This window comes from Salinicoccus sp. Marseille-QA3875 (assembly GCF_054950095.1).
This window is the reverse complement of record NZ_CM143103.1, coordinates 1,279,546-1,300,393: the sequence shown is the minus strand read 5'-3', so window position 1 is coordinate 1,300,393 and position 20,848 is coordinate 1,279,546. Positions and strand designations below refer to the sequence as shown.

The window sequence follows — 20,848 nt, the reverse complement described above, 5'->3', positions numbered from 1 at the left end:
CGAAAAATAAAATAATAAATGAATTTTCACATTTTAAAGAAGGATATATGGAAATTATTTTATCAGTCAGAAGTTCTCTCTGGATTGAATGGTTTGGCTGAAGAAGTGAAAGAGTAAAAATTAAGGTTCGACCGTTCCTTGAGCGCAAATCCTCATTGGTCATTAAAAAACTATACCTTTATAACGCCGGTCGATACTCCGAAAACCCTTAATATATTGATGTTTATGTAAATTTTATAACGCCATAATAACGCTGGCCATCATCGATGACTATTGCATCTATGATATCAAATTGCGCAATAGGTTTATATTTGATATCATCAATAGGTTATTTATTTAGAAGATAGTAATAATATTGATACTGATTCAATGTTTTACAAAATATTAAGGAGCAAATTAATGAAGGGTCCTTCAAATTCCAGCACCAAAAAATTATCGAATGTCTTTATATACTCTGTAATTATCGTCGCGCTGCTGGTCGTCATCGGGGTCATGAATCCCGACCAGTTTGGAGTTGTTTCAGGCACAATATCAAATTGGGTCAGTAATTATTTCGGATGGTATTACATGATAATTACATCCGGCATGTTATTCTTTTGTATTTTTCTTGTCTTCAGTCCCATCGGTAAATTGAAACTGGGCAAACCGCATCATGAACCGGAGTTCAGTACGCGTTCATGGTTGACGATGCTGTTCAGTGCAGGGATGGGAATCGGTGTTGTATTTTACAGTACCTCTGAACCTATTTCACACTTTTTCACGCCCGCAACTGCAGACCCTGAGACAGAGGAAGCAATGCTTGAAGCTATCAGGGCAACTGTCTTCCACTGGGGTGCACACGCATGGGGGATGTACGGAGCAGTAGCCCTCGCCCTTGCTTATTTTCAATTTAGAAAAGGGGAATCCGGATTACTTTCCAAAACACTACGCCCGATACTGGGAGATAGAGTTGACGGGCCTGTCGGTGTAGTCATTGATGTTCTTACTGTATTCGCAACAGTCGTCGGTGTCGCTGTTTCACTTGGTGTTGGTACAACCCAAATCAATGGCGGCCTCAATTATTTATTTGGTGTACCCATCAATCTGACAATACAGGGAATTATCATTGCCATTGTAACTGTGCTTTTCCTTGCGAGTGCATGGAGCGGTTTAAGTAAAGGTATCAAATACTTAAGTAATTTGAATATGATAATGGCAGCAATTTTGCTCTTATCTATTTTAATATTAGGTCCTACCATGCTGATATTGAATATGCTTCCTACCGCTGCAGGTGAATACATCAACACATTTGTTGCAAGAACATTGGACGCAGCACCAATGAACAATCAAAAAAATGATTGGCTGCAGACGTGGACAATCTATTACTGGGCATGGTGGTTGAGCTGGAGTCCGTTTGTAGGTATTTTCATCGCAAGAGTTTCAAAAGGCAGGACAGTACGGGAATTCATCATGGCACTTCTTTTGGTACCAACTACAATCGGAATCATCTGGTTTACGGTATTTGGAGTCACCGGCATTGAAATAGCCAGCAAAGTGCCTGAAATAGTTGATCTCGGACCGGAAACACAACTTTTTGCCATATTTAATGAAATGCCGATCAGTGTACCGCTGTCAATTTTAGCAGTCATTCTCGTTGCTTCATTCTTTATTACATCTGCCGACTCAGCAACATTCGTTTTAGGAATGCAGACATCCCATGGCTCATTACGTCCATCTGCAAAAATTAAAATTGTATGGGGGATTGCACTGTCATCCATCGCATATGTGCTGCTTCTGTCTGGAGGCGAGACGGGGCTTGAAGCCCTTCAGTCTGCTGCAATCATCGCTGCCTTGCCGTTCAGCTTTGTAATTATCATGATGATATTATCATTCTATAAAGATGCGAACGAAGAACGGAAATATTTAGGACTCACGCTTACTCCAAATAAACACCGGATGAAAGAGTACCTCACTAAAGAAGAAGCAGAGTACCAGAAACGAAAAGATGCAGGTATTGATGAAGAGGATTTGTAAATACCGTTAACATTAACCACCTGCCTACCAGTCATAATAAGATATGAAGATAAATTATGTCCTCCCTATGGCAGTATTCAGAAATAATACAGTCAGATTTCAGTATTACATTCAAAATTATAATTGTAACCTCATTATTATCCGACTGTAACCTGCAAAGAATAATTCTGTGTTACATTGGGTCTTGTCTTGGAATTTAAGACTCACAGTGATTTCTTAATCTTTAGGGATTAATATAAAATCACTGATAATAATGTTAGCTTTTTGGAGGAATTATTTTATGAAAAAAACAATACTAACTACAACTCTTGCTCTTGGCCTGGGTGTCGGCGGATTAGCAGTAACTGATGATGCAGAAGCTTCTGAGCAGAATATTGATAAACAAGAACTTTCTGAAATGGCTCAGGCTGAATCAGAAGAGTTAAACAATGCGCCACTTCATGAAGGCGAGTATCACTATAATTTCAATCTTGATCAGGTAAATTATGATTTTCAGTCAGATGGCGTGAACTACTCATGGGCATACAATGGTTACAATAACCAAACAGCTGAAAATACAGAAGCTCCAGAGCAGACTGCACCTGAAGTAACTGAAAACTATGTTCAGGAAGAACAGCCAGTTGCAGAAGAAAATGTACAGCAGGAACAAATTGAACCTCAAGTAACTGAAGAAACTCAGGAAGCACAGCCTGTAGAAGAGCAGCCTGCAGCGCCTGTTCAGAACGTTGAACAACCGGAACAAAACACTCAGCAGTCAGAACCCACAGCTGACGGTTCTACTAAAGAGCAGTTCCTAGCAGCCGGCGGCAGTGAAGCGATGTGGAACTCAATCGTTATTCCTGAATCAAGCGGTGATCCGAATGCAGTCAATCCTCTTGGTTACCAAGGCCTTGGACAGACTAAAGAGCATTGGGGTACAGGATCAGTTGAAACACAGACTGAAGGCATGATTGACTATGCAAACGAACGTTATGGTTCAGTTTCAGAAGCAATTGAATTCCGTGAAGCAAATAACTGGTGGTAAGATTTCATCATCTAATACTAAAACCTGCAGTGTCTGTATAATTTCAGACACTGCAGGTTTTTTATTTATTGAAAACCTTCCCTTTAGTAATACTCATCTTTTCCTGATTTCACCTTGAATGACAGCACTTTTACCATTATGCATCTTGCCCTCATGTCTAGTAGTGATTATTTCTTCCAGTTTAATAATATCAACTGAAAACTTTTCAAGATATCCTTTAATTTCATCAATACTGAATAGCATGTCTGTATTCGGAGGTCCACCTGTTTTGAATTCCAGCTGCTGTTTTGAATAAAGTTCAAACACGATCACCCCTCCAGGTTTGACACAATTCACCAAATTGGAAAACATAATCTCTTTTCCTTCTTTTGGCACGTGACCAAAAACGTTGACACTTGCATCGAAGTTTTCAAATGGAAGTGCATCTCTCACAGTAATATCCTGGAGGTTTGTGTTAATATCCACCCCTTTGGAAACGGCCAGCAGCTTCGTTTTCTCAATGCCTTCTTTCGAATAGTCATATGTAGTGACCTGGTGTCCAAGGTCAGCCAAATAGGCAGCGTTCCTTCCCTCACCTTCCGCAAGCAGAGCTATTTCCAAGCTCTCTTCATCATTAAAAACTGAACGGACCCATTCGTTGGGTTCAACACCATATATATATTCTACCGACTTAAATTTTTCATCCCAATGATTCATGATTATTTTAATTCTCCTTTAAAATGGTTTCTAATCATCATTTTAACGAAGGTCCTCCATTTCTGCACATAGTATACCTACTGGGGTATTTGACCTCAGAGAAAATATCAAATATAATGAGTATGGAAGGTGATATAGATGATTATGGAAAATGAAAAATTATATGATAAAGCAATTATCAATCGTATAAACCGTCTGCAGGGACAAATCAATGGCGCTTTGAAAATGATTGAAGAAGGTAAAGGATGCAGAGAAGTCGTCATGCAGCTGAGTGCGGCAAAAAGTGCCCTTAATCGTACTATGAATATCATTGTCAGTGAAAATCTCGTTCAATGTGTGAAAGAAAGTATGGACAGTTCAGATGAAGATACAGATGTTTTAGTAAAAGAAGCTGTTGAACTGCTCAATAAAAGCAGATGACTTCATCTGTTTTTATTTCCTTTAATAAATACCCCCACCCGTATTTGACAATTTGTAAATGAGCCTGTAATATACCCTGTATGGTATATGAAATTGGAGGATGATTTATAATTATGACAAACAGTAAAAAAGTACACCATATTAATGATGCGGATGTATTAGCACAGCAGGGTAAGTTTCTGTTGGATGTAAGGGAATCTCTCGAATATGAAACAAGCCATATCTCTTCTGCAAAAAACATCCCTTTGGGTGAACTCGAAAGTCGTCTGGAAGAATTACCGAAAGATAAGAAGATATACGTATACTGTCAGCGGGGGAAACGCAGTGCTGAGGCGACAGATATAATAAAACAGCACGGCTTTGACCCGGTGAATCTTGAAGGAGGATTTGCAGACTACAGTCAAGCATCTGAAGTATCCGGGAGTGACAACTCAACAACCAATCTAAATCCTGATAGGATGAAAATTGAAGCCAGCGGTCTCCAATGCCCTGGTCCGCTAATCAAAGTCAACAGTGCCATGGAACAGTTGAGACCCGGACAGCAGTTGGAAATCACCGTGACTGATTTCGGCTTCAAAACCGATATCGAAGCCTGGGCGAAAAAGACGGGGAATACAATACTGACAAATAAACAGACAGACAAAAAACTCATTGTAGTTCTTCAGAAAGAAGCACCACTGGAAAAATCTTCGTCAGAAGGACATCAGATGGTTGAAACGAAAGATGGGACGACAATGGTCGTTTTCAGTGGTGACATGGATAAGGCACTTGCCTCATTCATCATTGCGACCGGTGCAAAAAGTATGGGGAAAGAAGTCACGATGTTCTTCACATTCTGGGGGCTGAATGTAATTAAAGATCCAAATGCACCCGTAAGGAATAAAAGGGGCCTGGATAAAGCGTTCAGCATGATGATGCCGAAGTCGGCTTCCAAACTTCCGATTTCAAATATGAACATGTTTGGACTGGGTGCGAAAATGATCAAATATGTCATGCAGAAGAAAAAGGTGGATGCTTTGTCAGAAATGATTCAAAAAGCGGATGCACTCGGCGTTAAAATGGTCGCCTGCACTATGAGCATGGACATTATGGCCATTGAGAGCGACGAACTGCTGTCGAATGTTAATTTTGGCGGAGTCGGAACGTATCTCGGTGATACTGAAAATGCCAATCTCAACCTTTTTATCTAAACCACATCAAGCTCAAAAATTGAAATTAAGGAGTGTATATAATGTTTTTTAAACAATTTTATGATTACAAACTTTCACAGACTTCCTATATGGTAGCGTGTCAGCAGACAAATGAAGCAATCATCATTGATCCAAAACGTGTACTTGATGATTATGAAGAGGTCGCAGAGACTGAAGGCTTCAATATAGTCCAGGCAACTGAAACCCATATACATGCAGATTTTGCATCAGGACTGCGTGATGCAGCAAGACGCTTTGACGCAAAACTGTATGTTTCAGATGAAGGCGATGAGGGTTGGAAGTATCAGAACGTCCCAGAGAATACAGTCTTCCTTAAAGAAGGAGATATCATCAACGTCGGACATGTTGAACTCAAAGTCATCCACACTCCGGGACATACACCGGAAAGTATTTCATTTGTACTGACCGACCGCGGCGGAGGCAGTGATGAACCGATGGGCGTTTTCACCGGAGACTTTTTATTCGTCGGTGATATCGGTCGTCCGGACCTGCTCGAAGAAGCTGCAAATATGAAAGGTACGACTGAAGAAGGTGCCAATGCCATGTTCGATTCTTTAAAGAAAATGGAAGGTTATCCTGATTTCATGCAAGTTTGGCCTGGACACGGCGCAGGCAGTGCTTGTGGTAAATCTCTAGGCGCAGTACCTTTATCCACTCTCGGATACGAACTTAAAAATAACTGGGTATTTAAATATGATGACAAAGATGCATTCATCAAAGAACTGACCAGTGACCAGCCCGAACCGCCGACTTACTTTGCACAGATGAAGAAGGTCAACAAAGAAGGACTGCCGGAATTCAAAGTCAGAGAAGTGCCAGTCGGAACACCGGATACACTTCCCGGGCAGATTTTCGACTTGAGAAGTAAAGAAGACTTTAAAAAAGGATTTAAAAAAGGAGCAATCAATATTCCTTATAACCGAAAATTCCTGCAGTTTGCAGGGTGGTATATCGATTATGATCAGCCGATGACAATGATTGCCGATCCGAAAGACAGCAGAGAACTTCAGGAAGATCTTGCCTCCATCGGCTTTGACAATATTGAACTTATTGTACCGGCTGATCAGGCCGAGAGGTATTTTAATGATTCTTATGAAAATATCTCACCGGAAGACCTCGTCAATAACCATAAAGATAATAATATACTTGATGTGCGCTCTCTTTCCGAATATAATTCGGAAAACTTGGAAAATGCAAGACATCTTCATTTTGGACAATTGGATAAAAAAGATGTACCGTTCGATAAAGAAGATACAATCTATGTCCATTGCCAGTCCGGCGTGCGTTCTGCCATTGCAGCAAGTGTACTCAAAGCCAATGGTTTTGATGATATCGTCAATATCGAAAAAGGGTATGCAGGCATTAAAGAAGCGATGAAATAATGGATGTAACATTCATTATCGTCATATTTCTAATCGGTTTCATTGGTTCTTTTGTTTCCGGCATGGTGGGGATTGGCGGTTCCATCATCAAATACCCCATGCTGCTCTATATCCCTGCACTGCTAGGTGTCGCAGCATTCACTTCACACGAAGTGGCTGGCATCAGTGCAGTACAGGTTTTTTTCGCCACCATAAGCGGCGTCTGGGCTTATAAAAACAGTGGTTATCTCAATAAGAAATTGATTATCTATATGGGAAGTGCGATTTTAGTAGGCAGTCTTGCAGGCGGGTACGGTTCTGAGTTTTTAACGGAAGGTCAGGTCGATGCTGTTTATGCAATACTTGCAACAATTGCTGCAGTGATGATGTTCTTGCCTAAAAAAGAAATCGCTTTTTCTCCAGGTGAAGAATTGAACTTCAACGCCGCTCTCTCAGCAATTCTTGCTTTCATCACAGGTGTTGCTGCCGGGGTGGTCGGTGCAGCTGGTGCATTCATACTGGTGCCGATCATGCTGGTCGTCCTTAAAATACCTACTCGGGTGACGATTGCCACCAGTCTTGCAGTGACATTCATATCATCAATCGGTACGACAATAGGGAAAGTCTTCACAGATCAGGTGCTGTACGGACCAGCAGTGATAATGATTATTGCCAGTCTGATTGCTGCACCACTTGGTGCCAAAGCCGGTCAGAAGATGAATACAAAAGTGCTTCGATGGATGCTCGCACTGCTCATTTTGGCAACTGCAGTAAAGATATGGTCAGAAATTATCATATAAAATACGAAAGGATGGTCCAGATATCTGGACCATCCTTTTTTACTCATCAAATGATTCAACAATCTGGCAATTGGAGTGATTGCCGGTGAGATTTCCAGTGCATGTGACATTGTAACCAAAATTTTAAAAGTCGGCGTCCATTTGGAAGATATGACAGATTGTTTTTAATAGACTTTTATTTTTCTCTTATTGCATCTCCAGGTTTTACATCTTCCTTCAATCTGAATGACAGAATACAGCCAAGGAGTGATGCGATACCTGCAACGATGAAGGACACATTCACACCATGGACCGATCCTCCCACACCTTCTGCAGGAAGGGCGGCAGTGCTCATGACTGTTACAAGAATCGCAGTACCAATCGCACCGGATACTTGACGGAAAGTGTTATTTACAGCCGTACCATGTGATATCAGATCATTTGGCAACTGATTGAGTGCCAGTGTCGTCATCGGCATCATGACCATGGATATAGACATCATACGCAGTGCATGCATGATTGCCAAATAACCAAAGCTGGTCTCTGTACTTAAGTCTGTGAATCCAAAGGTGGTTATTGCAAGTACGAACATTCCGGCTCTTGCAAGCCATTTACCCCCGAACCTGTCGAAAAGATACCCGGTAATCGGGCTTGAAAAGCCCATTATAATTGCACCCGGTAAAAGGACAAGCCCTGATTCCAATGCTGAAAAACCGACCATATTCTGCATATACAGCGGAAGTATCACATTCGTACCGATCATCGCAGCAAAGACGATCATACCAAGTGCAGTCGCCAGACTGAATGTCCTATTCTGAAATACCTTAAACTCGAGCAGTGGTTCTTTTAACTTCAACTGTCTGGAGATAAAGAAGTAAAGAATCAATCCGCCGCCGATTACTGGCAACAATACCTGGTAACTCAGCCAGCCGGTATCACCGGCAACACTGAATCCATATAAGATACCACCAAATCCGAGGGTAGAAAGTATGATGGACACAACATCCACTTTCGGATTTTTAAGTTCCGTAACGTTTTTAAGCAGAAAATATGCAGCGATGATATCGATGACCGCGATAGGCAGCACAACGATGAACACGCTGCGCCAAGGGAACTGGTCGACCAGAAATCCTGAAAGGCTCGGCCCGATTGCCGGAGCAAAAGCGATAATCAGACCAAACAGACCCATGGCCGTTCCTCTTTTATGTATAGGAAAGGACAAGAAAAGAATAGTTTGCATCAAAGGCATCATGATGCCCGCACCTGAAGCCTGCAGCACACGCCCGGCCATTAGTATAGAGAAGCTGGGTGCTATGGCACATATGAAAGTACCAAGTGTAAATAAACCCATCGCAGTTAAAAACAGTTTGCGTGTAGTAAATTTATCAATTAAAAAAGCGGTCACAGGAATCATAATCCCATTAACCAGCATAAATACAGATTGCAGCCACTGTGCAGTACTCCCGCTTAAATTAAGATCTTTCATAATAGGTGGGAGCGCGGTACCGAGAAGTGTCTGATTTAAAATTGTAACGAAAGCACCTGACAGTAAAACTATCAGGAGAGGCAGGTTCTTTTTAAAATCAAATGATTCAGAATTTGACATACTATCCAGCTTTCTAATTAATATTCATAAATTACATCAATGAAATATGTTAACATAATAGTTAAACATATTATACTAATTAGCATAAACCCAAAATATTCTTTTAATTTCAAGTGCTTTTCCCAATACAAAGGTTGAAGTGCGTTCAACTATGTGGCTTCTCTTGATATATTATCAAGTTAATAACTCTAATTTATCTGAAATGTTATTCAAATTTTAAATAGTTATAATAAAACTAAATTAATTAAAAAGAAAGCTGGTTGAATGATGTCAAAAATTTATAGCGCAGTTAAACTGCCTGAGTCAGCAGTAAAAATTATTAAAGATCAAAATATTGAATTGAATATGCACGATGAATTGACCACTCCGGAACAGGAGCAGATTATCGAAAATATTAAAGATGTGGACGGTCTGATTACAGGAGTGAACGTTCAGGCACCGGCTGAAGTCATCAATGCAAATCCGGACATGAAAGTAATCGCAACCGTAGGTGCGGGCTTCAATAATATCGATATTGAAGAAGCGAAGAAGCACAACATCGCTGTAACGAATACACCTGTCCATAAATCTGTCGCATCCACGGCGGAACTCGCAATTACATTAATGCTCGCATTATCACGCCGTGTCCTCCCGGGGCAGAAAATGGCGGAGAAAAATGAGTTTGAAGGCTGGCAGGTCATGGGTTACCTCGGCGGCAACCAAGTCATCGGTAAAACACTTGCGATTGTCGGATTCGGCCAGATCGGACAGTACATCGGCAAACTCGCCCAAGCGTTTGATATGAAGATCCTATATGTAGACCACGAAGAAAAAGAAACGGAAATCAATGCTGAAAAAGTGACACTTGAAAAAGCTTTGAAAGAGTCCGATTATGTCGTTACTCAAGTGAACTATAATGAAACATCCCATCATTTGTTCGGTAAAAAGGAATTTGAACAGATGAAAAATACCGCATATTTCATCAATACTGCACGCGGCGGAGTAGTGGATGAAGAAGCTCTGTTTGAAGCTTTGGAAAATAAAGAGATTCAGGCTGCAGCGCTTGATGTGCATGAAAAAGAACCCCATATCAATGAAAAGCTCGCCAAACTCGATAATGTGATTTTGACACCTCACATCGGTAACGATACTTATGAAGCGAGAGATCAAATGGCAGAAACCGCGGCTGATCAGGCTGTAAAAGCTCTGACAGGCGAAGCCTTGGATCACCAGGTCAATAAATAAAAACAATCACACAGTAAAAAGCATCCATTGAAATTTTATGGATGCCTTTTTTATATTTACTTCTGATATCGCTTCATATTATTTCGTTTATGTCCGCTGAAATTCCCTTTAAGAGTCATCGGTGCATTCAGATTGACGAGAAAAAGGACGAGCGTTGAATCTTCCCTTAGCTTCAAGGTTGTCAATCGTTCAGCGTCACTCGTAACTGCATCTCCTTTATAAAACGTTTCTCCCAGAGTTTCAATACTCCCATCCATCACATACATCCAGGGCGTCATGCCTTTCTCAGCCGGCACCCGGAGCTCGTCACCGGCACGCCCATGTACATCCATTACCGCAACGTCATTCCTCACGACCATCGGCGGGTCCATTGATGCAGGTCCCGCAATCAGATTCCACTCGGAATCAAACTCGATTTCCCTATCCCAAAACTGCACATCGGCTGCCAAATCTGCTTTTTCAGGACGGATTAGTATTTGCAGCATTTCATTGCCTTCGTTCGGTGTCGATTCTTCATGATAAAATTCATGTCCAGCATTCATGACCATTAACTTGTCAGGTGTGAGCAGCACTTTATTGTCAGCTGTATCTCGGTGGAGCATCTCTCCTTTATACAGATAGCTCAAAATTTCATCGTTATGATGCAGATGCATATCAATGCAATAGTCCTGTGTCAGATTCACATGGTCAATACGGCTGAGAGGGCCGAATGCATAATCTTCCCGGTCAAAGTCCTGAAAGATTAAACCTGGTCGTTTCGTATACACCTGGAACTCATTGCCACCATAACGAAAATATTGATCGTTTCTTAGTATATTCATGACACATCCTCCTTAATAGTGTTCAATTTAAATTCAAGTGACTCGGCATCCATCATAGATTCACCCTCTGATAAAAATATCTTCATAATACATATACCATTTTAAAAACCTTAGAAAACACAGAAAACCTAAGGGGAGCATCACACCGAATAAAATATACTTACCGGTTACGGACGATTTCATACCGCTTGCGGAAAAACCAACCAACAGTCAGTTTTTCCATTATATACTGTGAGCAGCAAACAAAGGAGATGCAGGCTGTGGTGACAATTATAAAAGTACGTTCATCGCATCTATCATATTAAGCCCCTTGCAAAATTAGCGGGCTTCTATGCAGAATAAGTTAACAGGTAAGGGGGATTTCCATGAAGACGGAATTAATTATAGACGAAAAATTAAATGATGATGAAATAATAATTCATGCAAAGACGACCACGGCCGGCGCACGTATTTTGTCTTTCATAGATCATTTCACGACTGACCGTGAAAATCTGGCCATCCGATCAGATGAAGAATTTCTGATGATTCAGCGGTCGGATATCATCTGTGCCGAAGTGCAGGATAAGACATTAACGATTTATACGTCAGCCGATGAGATTGTTACAACGAAAACTTTGAGTGCGCTGATGGAAGAAATAAAGTCTGAAACATTTTTGAAAGTATCAAAATCCGGGATGCTGAATATCCAGATGATTGAACGTGTGGAGCCATCTTTTTCCGGTAACCTGACCGCACGCATGAAGAACGGTGTAAAAGTAAATATTTCAAGACGTTACGTACTATCATTAAAAGAAAGGCTGGGAATATGATGTTAAAAAATCTATTGAAAAGTATAGCAATATCCATAGGTCTCGGAAGTTTCATCTATCTGTTGAACGGTGTGACCGGTGCTGTTGTAGAAGTGACGCCGCAAGAAATAATTTCAGTATGGATCGCTTCGGCGCTGATTGGTGTTGCATCGGCGTTGTACTATACAAAAATGGAAAGCACCCTCGTAACTGTCGTCCAGTTCGGAACAGGCATCATCGCGTTTACCACCATTGCAGTCTTCAATGGATGGATAACACTCAATCCGGCAGATATCATCTTCTATGCTGGTGCAACATTTGTTATCATGCTCCTCATATTTCTCGTGTTCTATATCATTTCTGTTCTCGACAGCAGAAGAATCAATGAGAAATTGAATGAAAAATAAAATACGGGCAGCTGTAAGTTATTCATTTCGAACGATTCGATTTACCGGGTCGTTCGAGTTTTATTTAACGCACATTGAATGGCAAAACCTGCTGTCTATATGGACATTCCTCATTCAAGCAGAAACTTGAATAATGGATTCTCAACAGTTATACTATATTCAAATCAATATTTGAATGAGGTGCTGATTGTCATGAATAAACAAGATACTTGTGAAATTTTCTGCTATGACGAAGAGAAGGTCAATAGAATACAGGATGATATGGAAAAAGCGGATATCAGCGGAGTTTCCCAGCTCCTGAAAGCAGTTGCTGACGAAACGAGAGCCAAAATTACATATGCCTTGTGCCAGGAAGAGGAACTCTGTGTCTGTGATATCGCGAATATTATCGATGCTTCGATTGCGAATACTTCCCATCATCTCCGCACACTCAATAGACAGGGTATCGTCAAGTTCAGAAAAGAGGGCAAACTCGCTTTTTATTCACTGGATGATGACCATATCAGACAGATCATGATGATCGCATTAACCCACAGGGAAGAAGTGATGGCCAATGTCTGAACAGCAGTTGAAAGAATTGGATGAACAGAAGACCACTTATCGGGTCGAGGGCTTTTCATGTGCCAACTGTGCAGGAAAATTTGAAAACAACGTCAGGAGTTTACCCGATGTTCAAGATGCCAAAGTCAATTTCGGTGCGTCCAAAATTTCAGTAGAGGGTGCAGCATCGATTGAAGAACTGGAAAAGGCCGGCGCGTTTGAAAATCTTAAAGTGATGCCGGAGAAACCGAAACGACAGGAGCCGGAAATCATTAAAGATAAAAACGTATATCATGTAAACGGCTTTTCATGTGCGAACTGTGCAGGAAAGTTTGAGAACAATGTTAAAAAGCTATCCAATGTGCACGATGCCAAGGTCAATTTCGGTGCCTCCAAAATTTCAGTGTATGGCGAAGCGAGCATTGAAGAACTCGAGAAAGCCGGGGCATTTGAAAACTTGGAAGTCATACCGGAAAAACCGAACCGTGCACCCGGGGCTGAAAACGAGCCAAAAGAAGATAAAATCCCATTTTACAAAAAGCATAGTATATTACTTTATTCTGCGCTGTTTATGGCCCTCGGTTTTCTTTCCATGGCTGTCAACGGTAATGAGAATATAGTGACAGCTGCTCTGTTCATTACATCAATGATCGTCGGTGGCACTTCATTGATGAAAACTGGGCTGCAGAATCTCGTCCGTCTCGAGTTTGATATGAGAACACTGATGACGATTGCTGTCATCGGCGGTGTGCTCATAGGTGAATGGGCAGAGGTGTCGGTAGTTGTGATTCTCTTTGCCATCAGTGAGTCACTCGAACGTTTCTCCATGGACCGGGCAAGGGAGTCCATCACCTCATTGATGGATATTGCACCGAACGAAGCTTTGATCAGACGCAATAACCAGGAAATGACTGTGCATGTGGATGATATTGCAATCGGTGATATCATGCTCGTCAAACCCGGTCAGAAGATTGCGATGGATGGCGTCATTGTCGATGGTTCTTCATCCATCAACCAGGCAGCAATTACCGGCGAGTCGGTACCTGTTGAAAAACATGAAGAAGATGAAGTATTTGCGGGAACACTCAACGAGGAAGGCTTCCTGGAAATAAAGATCACCAAACTTGTTGAAGATACGACGATTGCAAAAATCATACATCTTGTTGAAGAAGCACAGGGCGAACGTGCGCCTGCACAGGCATTCGTCGATAAATTCGCAAGATACTATACACCGGCCATCATGGCAGTGGCAGCGCTTGTTGTTGTCGTTCCTCCGCTGTTCTTTGGAGCTGAATGGGGCACATGGGTCTATCAGGGCCTCGCTGTCCTTGTCGTCGGCTGTCCGTGCGCACTTGTCATCTCGACACCGATATCAATTGTATCTGCGATTGGTAATGCGGCGAAGAAAGGTGTGCTTGTCAAAGGCGGCATATACCTTGAAGAAATCGGTGCACTTGATGCAATCGCATTTGATAAGACAGGTACTCTGACTAAAGGCGTACCTGTGATGACTGATTTTGAAATGATTAATGATCAGACGGATGAAAATAAAATGATGTCGATCATTACTGCACTTGAATACCGTTCTCAGCACCCACTTGCTTCTGCAATTATGAGCAGGGCAAGTGATGAAAATATTTCTTATTCAGATGTGCCCGTAGAAGACTTTTCTTCTATTATGGGACTGGGGATCAGCGGAATAATAGATGGCACTCATTATTATATCGGCAACTCCAGACTATTTTCAAAGTTGCCGGAAATTCATTTGACCGATGCAATTAAAAATATTATCGTTTCACTTCAGCAGCAGGGTAAAACTGTCATGCTGGCAGGCACATCCAACAGTATCGAAGCCATTATTGCTGTTGCAGATGAAGTCCGTGAGACCAGTCAGGAATCACTGCGCAGACTGCATGATGCGGGTATTAAAGAAACTGTCATGCTCACAGGAGATAACCAGAGTACTGCAAATGCGATTGGCGAGCAGGTTGGAGTGACAGATGTAAGATCCGAACTTCTGCCTCAGAATAAGTTGGAAGTCATCAAACAGTTAAAATCCAGACACAAGCGGGTAGCCATGGTCGGAGACGGCGTTAATGACGCACCGGCTCTCGCTGCCTCTACTGTCGGAATTGCAATGGGCAGTGCCGGTACGGATGCCGCACTGGAAACAGCAGACGTTGCATTGATGGGAGATGATCTGAATAAACTCCCATTCACAATAAAACTGAGCCGCAAAACACTGAACATCATTAAAGCGAACATCGTTTTCGCCATCGGCATCAAAATCATCGCACTGCTGCTCGTCATCCCCGGATGGCTGACGCTTTGGATTGCGATACTTTCAGATATGGGCGCAACAGTGCTTGTCGCATTGAACAGTATGAGGCTGATGCGCGTCAAAGAAGATGAATGATTTTGAGTTTGAACTATCCGATTTTTCCGGATAGTTCAATTTTATTTGATTTGAAAAAAAGTTCACAATTTATCAATTGCATCATCAATTATTAAATGTTAAATTACAAAACGTAGACGTTACGATTTTTCTTCAGATGTAGTTGCCGCCCGCCAAATTAATCAGCCCCTTAAAATGATTACATATAAAATACTGTAAGAGAGAAATACCCTCCTCAGTATAAGCATTCAACCTGAAGTACGAGCCTCACGATATATCCAGAAATCATATAGGAGAGATTAAAATGTTAGCCATATTTCTATTCATCATTACAGCTGCGGCTCTTTATTTTTTAGTAATAGGCGCTGTAAATTCAATCAGACAAGAAGATCCATTTTTCCCCTTCCTGTACAGTACAGTTTTATTCATTGCAGCAATTGGAGTATTAATCTATTTTTCCTTTAATGACTTTTTATTTTTAAACACAAACTTAGAAAATGTTGCTTTACAACTTACAATACTCTGGTTGATCAGCAGCCTCATCCCCCTGATTGTTTTAATCAGAAACGCCACATTGAAAAAGCCGCTTACTACATCAATCGTAGTTTCTAGCGTATCCTTCTCAATGTTTTTCATTACACTGTCGTTATATTTATCAATTTTGTTATTTTAAATATCAAAACATACAAGTAAATATTAATGGCAAAAGCCAGTTGAAAAAATAGGCCCAAAGAATCTGTTTTAGAATCTTTGGGCTTATCGTCATTTTTAATCTTCCAAATCTGTGAATTTACCTTCTTGATAATCCCGATAAGCCTGGATGATTTCATCTTCAGTATTCATTAAGAAATCATCATGTGCGACTACAGTTGCTTTGAAATATATCGGGCTGGATCTTATACTTTCACTGTTCCCTGTGTGACAGTCTCCCGGGTTTGGTTTGTAGGATTGACTATTGCAGTTTCGACTATGAAAAGACTGGATAATCAGGGTATTTTAATGAATGTTTTCAATAAAAGTTCTGCTCTATTTATTTGGGGCGCTGCTCTGTATCTTTTAATTGAATTGATAAAATAAAAACCACTTGATACCTCAGACCTGGCACAAAGACTTTGTGTCAGTAAAAATAGTGGAATTTTAAAATGAAGCGTTATAAACCTTGTTATGTCAGTATTTATTCTATTCCTTTATTATAAATAGTTAATCTCAACCGGACACTCAAGCTTTAATGATGATATTTCCGCAGGTAATACATTGCTTGATGAAACTTCCGATCCATTAATCAAAACAGCGATCATGCATGCTCAGTTTGAATCTATTCATCTTTATTTAGATGGCAAAGGGCGTATGGGCCGAATACTCATTATGCTCAATATGATGGCTGAAAGTGCGGTTACCTCCCCCATATTCTTTGTGAGTGGAGAGCTCGAGCGGGAACGACTAAGATATTATAACTTGTTGAACAGTATTCGTGGGGAAAATCCGGATTGGTATAAGTGGATTCATTTCTTTTTGGAAGCGTGTAGGAGAATGACCATCAATTTAAAGGATAAATTTGAAAAAGTTGACCTCCTTGCACGCGAAGGCATTCAGAATTTAAATTCAACGTCCGGTTCTATGATTAATAATATTTGGCTATATACTTTTAACCGCCCAAATATTACAGTGTCACAAGCCGCAATAGATCTGAATATAAGTGAAAACACCACCAGAACTCATTTAAATAAACTTGTTTCACTTGAAATGATAGATACTGATTCATCACGAACCAGAAACAAAGTATATGTAAACTATGATCTTCTGCAAATCCTGAGATAAACGCATAAAATAACTGCCACCTTATGGTTTTCAGCTCATTAATCATATTATACACAACTTAATCTCTAGCATTACGGTTATCAATGGTGAAAGGTTTGAAATTCCAAATTTAAAACATAAAATCTATTCCCTTTTATTAATGACCCGTTTAAAGTTACAGTGAGTGTATAACCCGATAAAATTAAATTTTTAATAAAGCATTCAGGAAAGAGGAAACATAATGAGTTCAAAAAAAGATTTTAATGATGTTTTTTCTCCACGTTCAATAGTTTCCTTATTAACTTTAGTTGTATTCATAGGCACGTTAATATGGTTGAGTTTTAATGTAAATGTCCCGGAACCCGAAGTTCTAAGAGAGATGATTCAAGGCTATGGCTGGGCTGGCTGGCTGATTTTTATCGGCATCACAGCCCTCATTGCTATCACCCCGATTCCTGTCACCATCCCGGCCTTAGTCGCGGGTTCTCTATACGGTGTCATAGCCGGCAGCTTGTTTTCCTTTACAGGCATATTTATTGGCTCCTGGATTGGATACTGGTTAGCTCGACTTACCGGTCAGGACCTGACATTCAAACTCCTTGGCCGTCATGGACCAGCGGTTAAAAAGTATTTGGGTGACGCAGGCTTCTTAGCAATGTGTACAGCAAGACTGATGCCGGGCTTACCGTATTGGCCGGTCAATTACGGCGCAGGTGCTCTGGGTGTCAGCCAGTATTCCTTCTTGTCAGCAACCTTTATTGCTTCCCTGCCGGGACAAATCTCGCTCGTTGCTCTTGGCGCTTTCGCAGTCAATCAGTCTCTCTTTAATGGCATCGTCCTTGTCACTGCCTGGATTACAGTACTTGTATCCACCTGGATATCCTACAGTTACTGGCGAAATACACGTAATGAATATTAATAGATTTTTAAAAAGTTAATCTCAAAATCGTTGAAATGATTCAGGGATATTTTGAGATGACTTTTCATTTTTGGCACTACTTATGGTAACTCTCATTCCTCAATATCTTATTCACCCTGAACAGCTGCTCCATCAGCATGACTTTCATCATCTGATGGGGGTAGGTGAGGGTGCCAAAGCTGATTTCCTGGTCACTTCTTTTCTTCACCGCTTCTCCAAGGCCGTTGCTGCCGCCGATAATAAAGACTACATCGCTTTTTCCGGTGTTCATCCACCTCTGATATTCAGACGCCAATTTTTCACTCGTATATGTCTTTCCGTGTATCTCCAGCGTCACGACGTGCTGGTTGTCTTTTATCTTCGACAGTATCCTGTCTGCTTCCTTATCTTTAATCTGTTCAATATCCTTCCCGCCGGCATTGTTCGGTTCTTTTTCATCCGCCACTTCGATGAGCTCGATTTTCGCATATTTGCTGATCCGCTTCTTATATTCATCCACTGCCTGCACCCAGTATTTCTCTTTCAGCTTGCCCACTGTGATTAAAGTGATTTTCATCTGTCATCGTCCTTCCGTTCATACTACTGCTTGTTTTCTATTTTAACACGTCTTTTATAAGATAATATAAACGCTCCCCGGACTCATTTCACGGTGAGCGTTCATACTCGTTTTAAAATCATTTGTCATAATCCGGTTTCCTCTTACCGAAGTAGAACAGTCCGACGACGATGCCGATGATTGTCATGACGCTTGCGAAGATCAGGAATGGCCACGGCCCCCACATGAAGACGAGCGGGGCGGATAATGCTGTAACCAGACCGCCGCCGAGGAATGGTTCAAAGACAAGCTGCTTATAACCGAAACCTTCGACTGCAGGTGATTTCATCTCAGGGTCGGCCACGCGCATCAGCATCAGACCGGTTGCAGTGACACCTGTGGATTGTCCAAAGTCACCGACAGCTCTTTCAAGCCAGTAATCCGGCATCATTCTTGGCCCGAAGACGAAAAAGCCGAATACGTTCCAGGCGATTCCGAATGCTGCGAGCAGCAGGAACGGTACAAGGTAATCACCGATGACCGCAATCGAGACGGTCGCAATTGCACTTGTAATCAGTATATCGAGTGAGAATCCCTGTATGCTGGTGATGGTCTCTCTGTCCATCAGTTCCGAGGTATCAAATTTAGTCACGAATATCTGTACAATAAGACCACCAATCATCGCAAGCGGGAACAAGGGCACGTATGTCATAAAGTCAGAACCGAATAGTGTCGCTTCCAGCCACGTGATGCCCTGTAATATGATGTAACCGATGAGGATGGCGAGACCGACGATGGTGAAGTGGAAAGTGAAGGTATCGATTGACTCGGGTCTCACAGTCTTCTGTGCTCCTTTTCCACGGTCTTCAGGCTCGACGATGCCTGCTTTTTGAGTCGGTGATAAACCTTTGACATCAGTGATGACACGCGTCTTATCTCTTCTGACGCCCCAGTTGATCAGTGCAATACCGACGATCACCCCTGTCAAAATACCCACGGTGGCGAGTCCGACAGCGATATCATACGCTTCCGGAAAGCCCAGTTCCTCAAATGTGTCCTCCAGGCCGGCTGCCGTACCATGTCCGCCTTCGAACCCGATTTCAATCAACGCCCCGATGAACGGCGGCATATCGTAAAACGGCACCAGTACAAGCATCGCGAGCAGCAGGCCGATCACATACTGACCCCAGCCGAGCGTCCAGCCGAAAGCGAGCTGAGGCCCACCGACATCCCAAACCCTCTGGAGGTTCGGCAGCACCGTCCCGATGAACAGCGTCGCAAACACAATGTTGATCATCAGGCCGGGGAGTGTGCCCCATACCTCCATGATTTCAGGTGTGGCCAGGCCTGTCGCCCAGAAGGAATCTCCCCCGGTGATATTACTCATGATACGGCCTAGAATTTCCGGTCCTAAAATTAAAGCGAGGAATCCGCCGATGACAGATGCGGGAAGGAAGAGATTCTGCATCCATTTCGAATGCATCCTGATCCACTTTCCAAGCAGCAAAAACAACCCTAAGTAAAGTAATGCAAATCCTATTTGGTCGGCGCTCATAATATCCATGCCCCCTTTCATTCTCAATTTATACTTCTCTTCCCCTTAGTATGTAAATTTAATCAAGGTATTTGAAATGAAACCCCGGGGGTTTTTGATGGATTGCGCACTGATAAAATTACATACCGGAAACCCAATCCGGTTTAAATTCTTTTATCGTGGTAAATTACGTATATATGAAGTTTATGATTTCGAATGCCCAGTCATTCTCTATTGAGGCCGTCCAGACTGGCACTAATATGTATTCAAAAAGGCCATTTACAATAATTGTAAATGGCCTTTTTCGTTTCATGGCATTTTCCTTGTGCGCAGATCCGAGTAGTTGCGCTTCTTATGGATGAACATCTTCGACAGCTGGTCGGCAAACAGCAGCCCGACAGCAACCGCACCTGCAATCAGTATCACTTCCAGCATCGTGTTCAACGACTGATTATATTCGAACTGGACGAGCAGGCTGGTCGCTTCATAGGCAAGACCGCCGGGGACGAAGGGGATGATCCCCGGCACCATGAACATTGTCGCCGGTTCTTTCAAAAGACGCGCCATCAGATGGCACACGATGCCGAGCACGAGAGTCCCGAACATCGTCGCATAGATTTCGTGCATGCTGAACAGATCAAGCAGGATGCGGCTGACCGTCCAGCCTATGGCCCCGGCAACACCGGCAGAGAAGAAGAGACGTTTCGGGGCGTCGAATAATACGGCGAAGAAGAACGACGCAGTAAAACTGAATAACAGATGCAACAGCCATTCCATA

20 protein-coding genes are annotated in these 20,848 nt (G+C 42.0%); 14 read left to right on the top strand and 6 right to left on the bottom strand.

What is annotated here, in order from left to right; genetic code table 11:
- The first annotated feature begins 399 nt into the window (after positions 1-399).
- A complete protein-coding gene (locus tag ACY8DT_RS06630; RefSeq protein WP_462422124.1) occupies positions 400-2,013 on the top strand; it encodes a BCCT family transporter in 1,614 nt (537 codons plus the stop codon).
- Between the two features lie 280 nt (positions 2,014-2,293).
- Positions 2,294-3,037, top strand: coding sequence for an aggregation-promoting factor C-terminal-like domain-containing protein (locus ACY8DT_RS06625; protein ID WP_462422123.1), 744 nt, complete (start codon positions 2,294-2,296; stop codon positions 3,035-3,037).
- 93 nt (positions 3,038-3,130) lie between these two features.
- On the opposite strand, the gene ACY8DT_RS06620 is transcribed toward ACY8DT_RS06625, so the two are convergent.
- On the bottom strand, positions 3,131-3,733 hold the full coding sequence (locus ACY8DT_RS06620; protein WP_462422122.1) for a class I SAM-dependent methyltransferase: 603 nt from the start codon (positions 3,731-3,733) through the stop codon (positions 3,131-3,133).
- A 144-nt stretch (positions 3,734-3,877) separates the two neighbouring features.
- Here ACY8DT_RS06620 and ACY8DT_RS06615 point away from each other — a divergent pair, with 144 nt between their 5' ends.
- The 4 genes from ACY8DT_RS06615 to ACY8DT_RS06600 all read left to right on the top strand — a co-directional run bounded on the left by ACY8DT_RS06615 (position 3,878) and on the right by ACY8DT_RS06600 (position 7,525).
- On the top strand, positions 3,878-4,153 hold the full coding sequence (locus ACY8DT_RS06615; protein WP_462422235.1) for a metal-sensing transcriptional repressor: 276 nt from the start codon (positions 3,878-3,880) through the stop codon (positions 4,151-4,153).
- Positions 4,154-4,266: 113 nt separating this feature from the next.
- On the top strand, positions 4,267-5,343 hold the full coding sequence (locus tag ACY8DT_RS06610) for a DsrE/DsrF/DrsH-like family protein (protein ID WP_462422121.1): 1,077 nt from the start codon (positions 4,267-4,269) through the stop codon (positions 5,341-5,343).
- Positions 5,344-5,384: 41 nt separating this feature from the next.
- Positions 5,385-6,746, top strand: a complete 1,362-nt coding sequence (locus tag ACY8DT_RS06605) for an MBL fold metallo-hydrolase (RefSeq protein WP_462422120.1) — start codon at positions 5,385-5,387, stop codon at positions 6,744-6,746.
- Entirely contained in the window at positions 6,746-7,525 is a 780-nt protein-coding gene (locus tag ACY8DT_RS06600; protein ID WP_462422119.1) for a sulfite exporter TauE/SafE family protein, read from the top strand. Before ACY8DT_RS06605 ends, ACY8DT_RS06600 begins: the two co-directional genes overlap by 1 nt.
- Before the next feature lie 175 nt (positions 7,526-7,700).
- On the opposite strand, the gene ACY8DT_RS06595 is transcribed toward ACY8DT_RS06600, so the two are convergent.
- The gene (locus ACY8DT_RS06595; protein WP_462422118.1) at positions 7,701-9,110 is read right to left on the bottom strand and encodes an MDR family MFS transporter; all 1,410 of its coding nucleotides are present in this window, start codon (positions 9,108-9,110) and stop codon (positions 7,701-7,703) included.
- Between the two features lie 267 nt (positions 9,111-9,377).
- On the opposite strand from ACY8DT_RS06595, the gene ACY8DT_RS06590 reads away from it, so the two are divergent.
- Positions 9,378-10,334, top strand: coding sequence for a 2-hydroxyacid dehydrogenase (locus ACY8DT_RS06590; RefSeq protein WP_462422117.1), 957 nt, complete (start codon positions 9,378-9,380; stop codon positions 10,332-10,334).
- A 56-nt stretch (positions 10,335-10,390) separates the two neighbouring features.
- On the opposite strand, the gene ACY8DT_RS06585 is transcribed toward ACY8DT_RS06590, so the two are convergent.
- Positions 10,391-11,155, bottom strand: coding sequence for a pirin family protein (locus tag ACY8DT_RS06585; protein WP_462422116.1), 765 nt, complete (start codon positions 11,153-11,155; stop codon positions 10,391-10,393).
- Between the two features lie 365 nt (positions 11,156-11,520).
- On the opposite strand from ACY8DT_RS06585, the gene ACY8DT_RS06580 reads away from it, so the two are divergent.
- From ACY8DT_RS06580 to ACY8DT_RS06550, 7 genes are all read left to right on the top strand, one after another.
- A complete protein-coding gene (locus tag ACY8DT_RS06580; RefSeq protein WP_462422115.1) occupies positions 11,521-11,964 on the top strand; it encodes a LytTR family DNA-binding domain-containing protein in 444 nt (147 codons plus the stop codon).
- Positions 11,964-12,350, top strand: a complete 387-nt coding sequence (locus ACY8DT_RS06575) for a DUF3021 domain-containing protein (RefSeq protein WP_462422114.1) — start codon at positions 11,964-11,966, stop codon at positions 12,348-12,350. The genes ACY8DT_RS06580 and ACY8DT_RS06575 overlap by 1 nt, the downstream gene beginning before the upstream one ends.
- A gap of 192 nt (positions 12,351-12,542) precedes the next feature.
- A complete protein-coding gene (locus ACY8DT_RS06570; RefSeq protein WP_462422113.1) occupies positions 12,543-12,911 on the top strand; it encodes an ArsR/SmtB family transcription factor in 369 nt (122 codons plus the stop codon).
- Positions 12,904-15,306, top strand: a complete 2,403-nt coding sequence (locus ACY8DT_RS06565; RefSeq protein WP_462422112.1) for a heavy metal translocating P-type ATPase — start codon at positions 12,904-12,906, stop codon at positions 15,304-15,306. The genes ACY8DT_RS06570 and ACY8DT_RS06565 overlap by 8 nt, the downstream gene beginning before the upstream one ends.
- A gap of 283 nt (positions 15,307-15,589) precedes the next feature.
- Positions 15,590-15,958, top strand: a complete 369-nt coding sequence (locus ACY8DT_RS06560) for a hypothetical protein (protein ID WP_462422111.1) — start codon at positions 15,590-15,592, stop codon at positions 15,956-15,958.
- Between the two features lie 581 nt (positions 15,959-16,539).
- Positions 16,540-17,103 (top strand): Fic family protein, encoded by a 564-nt coding sequence (locus ACY8DT_RS06555; RefSeq protein WP_462422110.1) that lies wholly within the window; start codon positions 16,540-16,542, stop codon positions 17,101-17,103.
- 220 nt (positions 17,104-17,323) lie between these two features.
- On the top strand, positions 17,324-18,001 hold the full coding sequence (locus ACY8DT_RS06550) for a TVP38/TMEM64 family protein (RefSeq protein WP_462422109.1): 678 nt from the start codon (positions 17,324-17,326) through the stop codon (positions 17,999-18,001).
- 76 nt (positions 18,002-18,077) lie between these two features.
- On the opposite strand, the gene rlmH is transcribed toward ACY8DT_RS06550, so the two are convergent.
- From rlmH to ACY8DT_RS06535, 3 genes are all read right to left on the bottom strand, one after another.
- The gene (gene rlmH, locus ACY8DT_RS06545) at positions 18,078-18,557 is read right to left on the bottom strand and encodes a 23S rRNA (pseudouridine(1915)-N(3))-methyltransferase RlmH (RefSeq protein ID WP_462422108.1); all 480 of its coding nucleotides are present in this window, start codon (positions 18,555-18,557) and stop codon (positions 18,078-18,080) included.
- Positions 18,558-18,675: 118 nt separating this feature from the next.
- On the bottom strand, positions 18,676-20,091 hold the full coding sequence (locus ACY8DT_RS06540; protein ID WP_462422107.1) for a sodium/glutamate symporter: 1,416 nt from the start codon (positions 20,089-20,091) through the stop codon (positions 18,676-18,678).
- Positions 20,092-20,379: 288 nt separating this feature from the next.
- The gene (locus ACY8DT_RS06535) at positions 20,380-20,847 is read right to left on the bottom strand and encodes a threonine/serine exporter family protein (protein WP_462422106.1); all 468 of its coding nucleotides are present in this window, start codon (positions 20,845-20,847) and stop codon (positions 20,380-20,382) included.
- Position 20,848 lies beyond the last annotated feature (1 nt).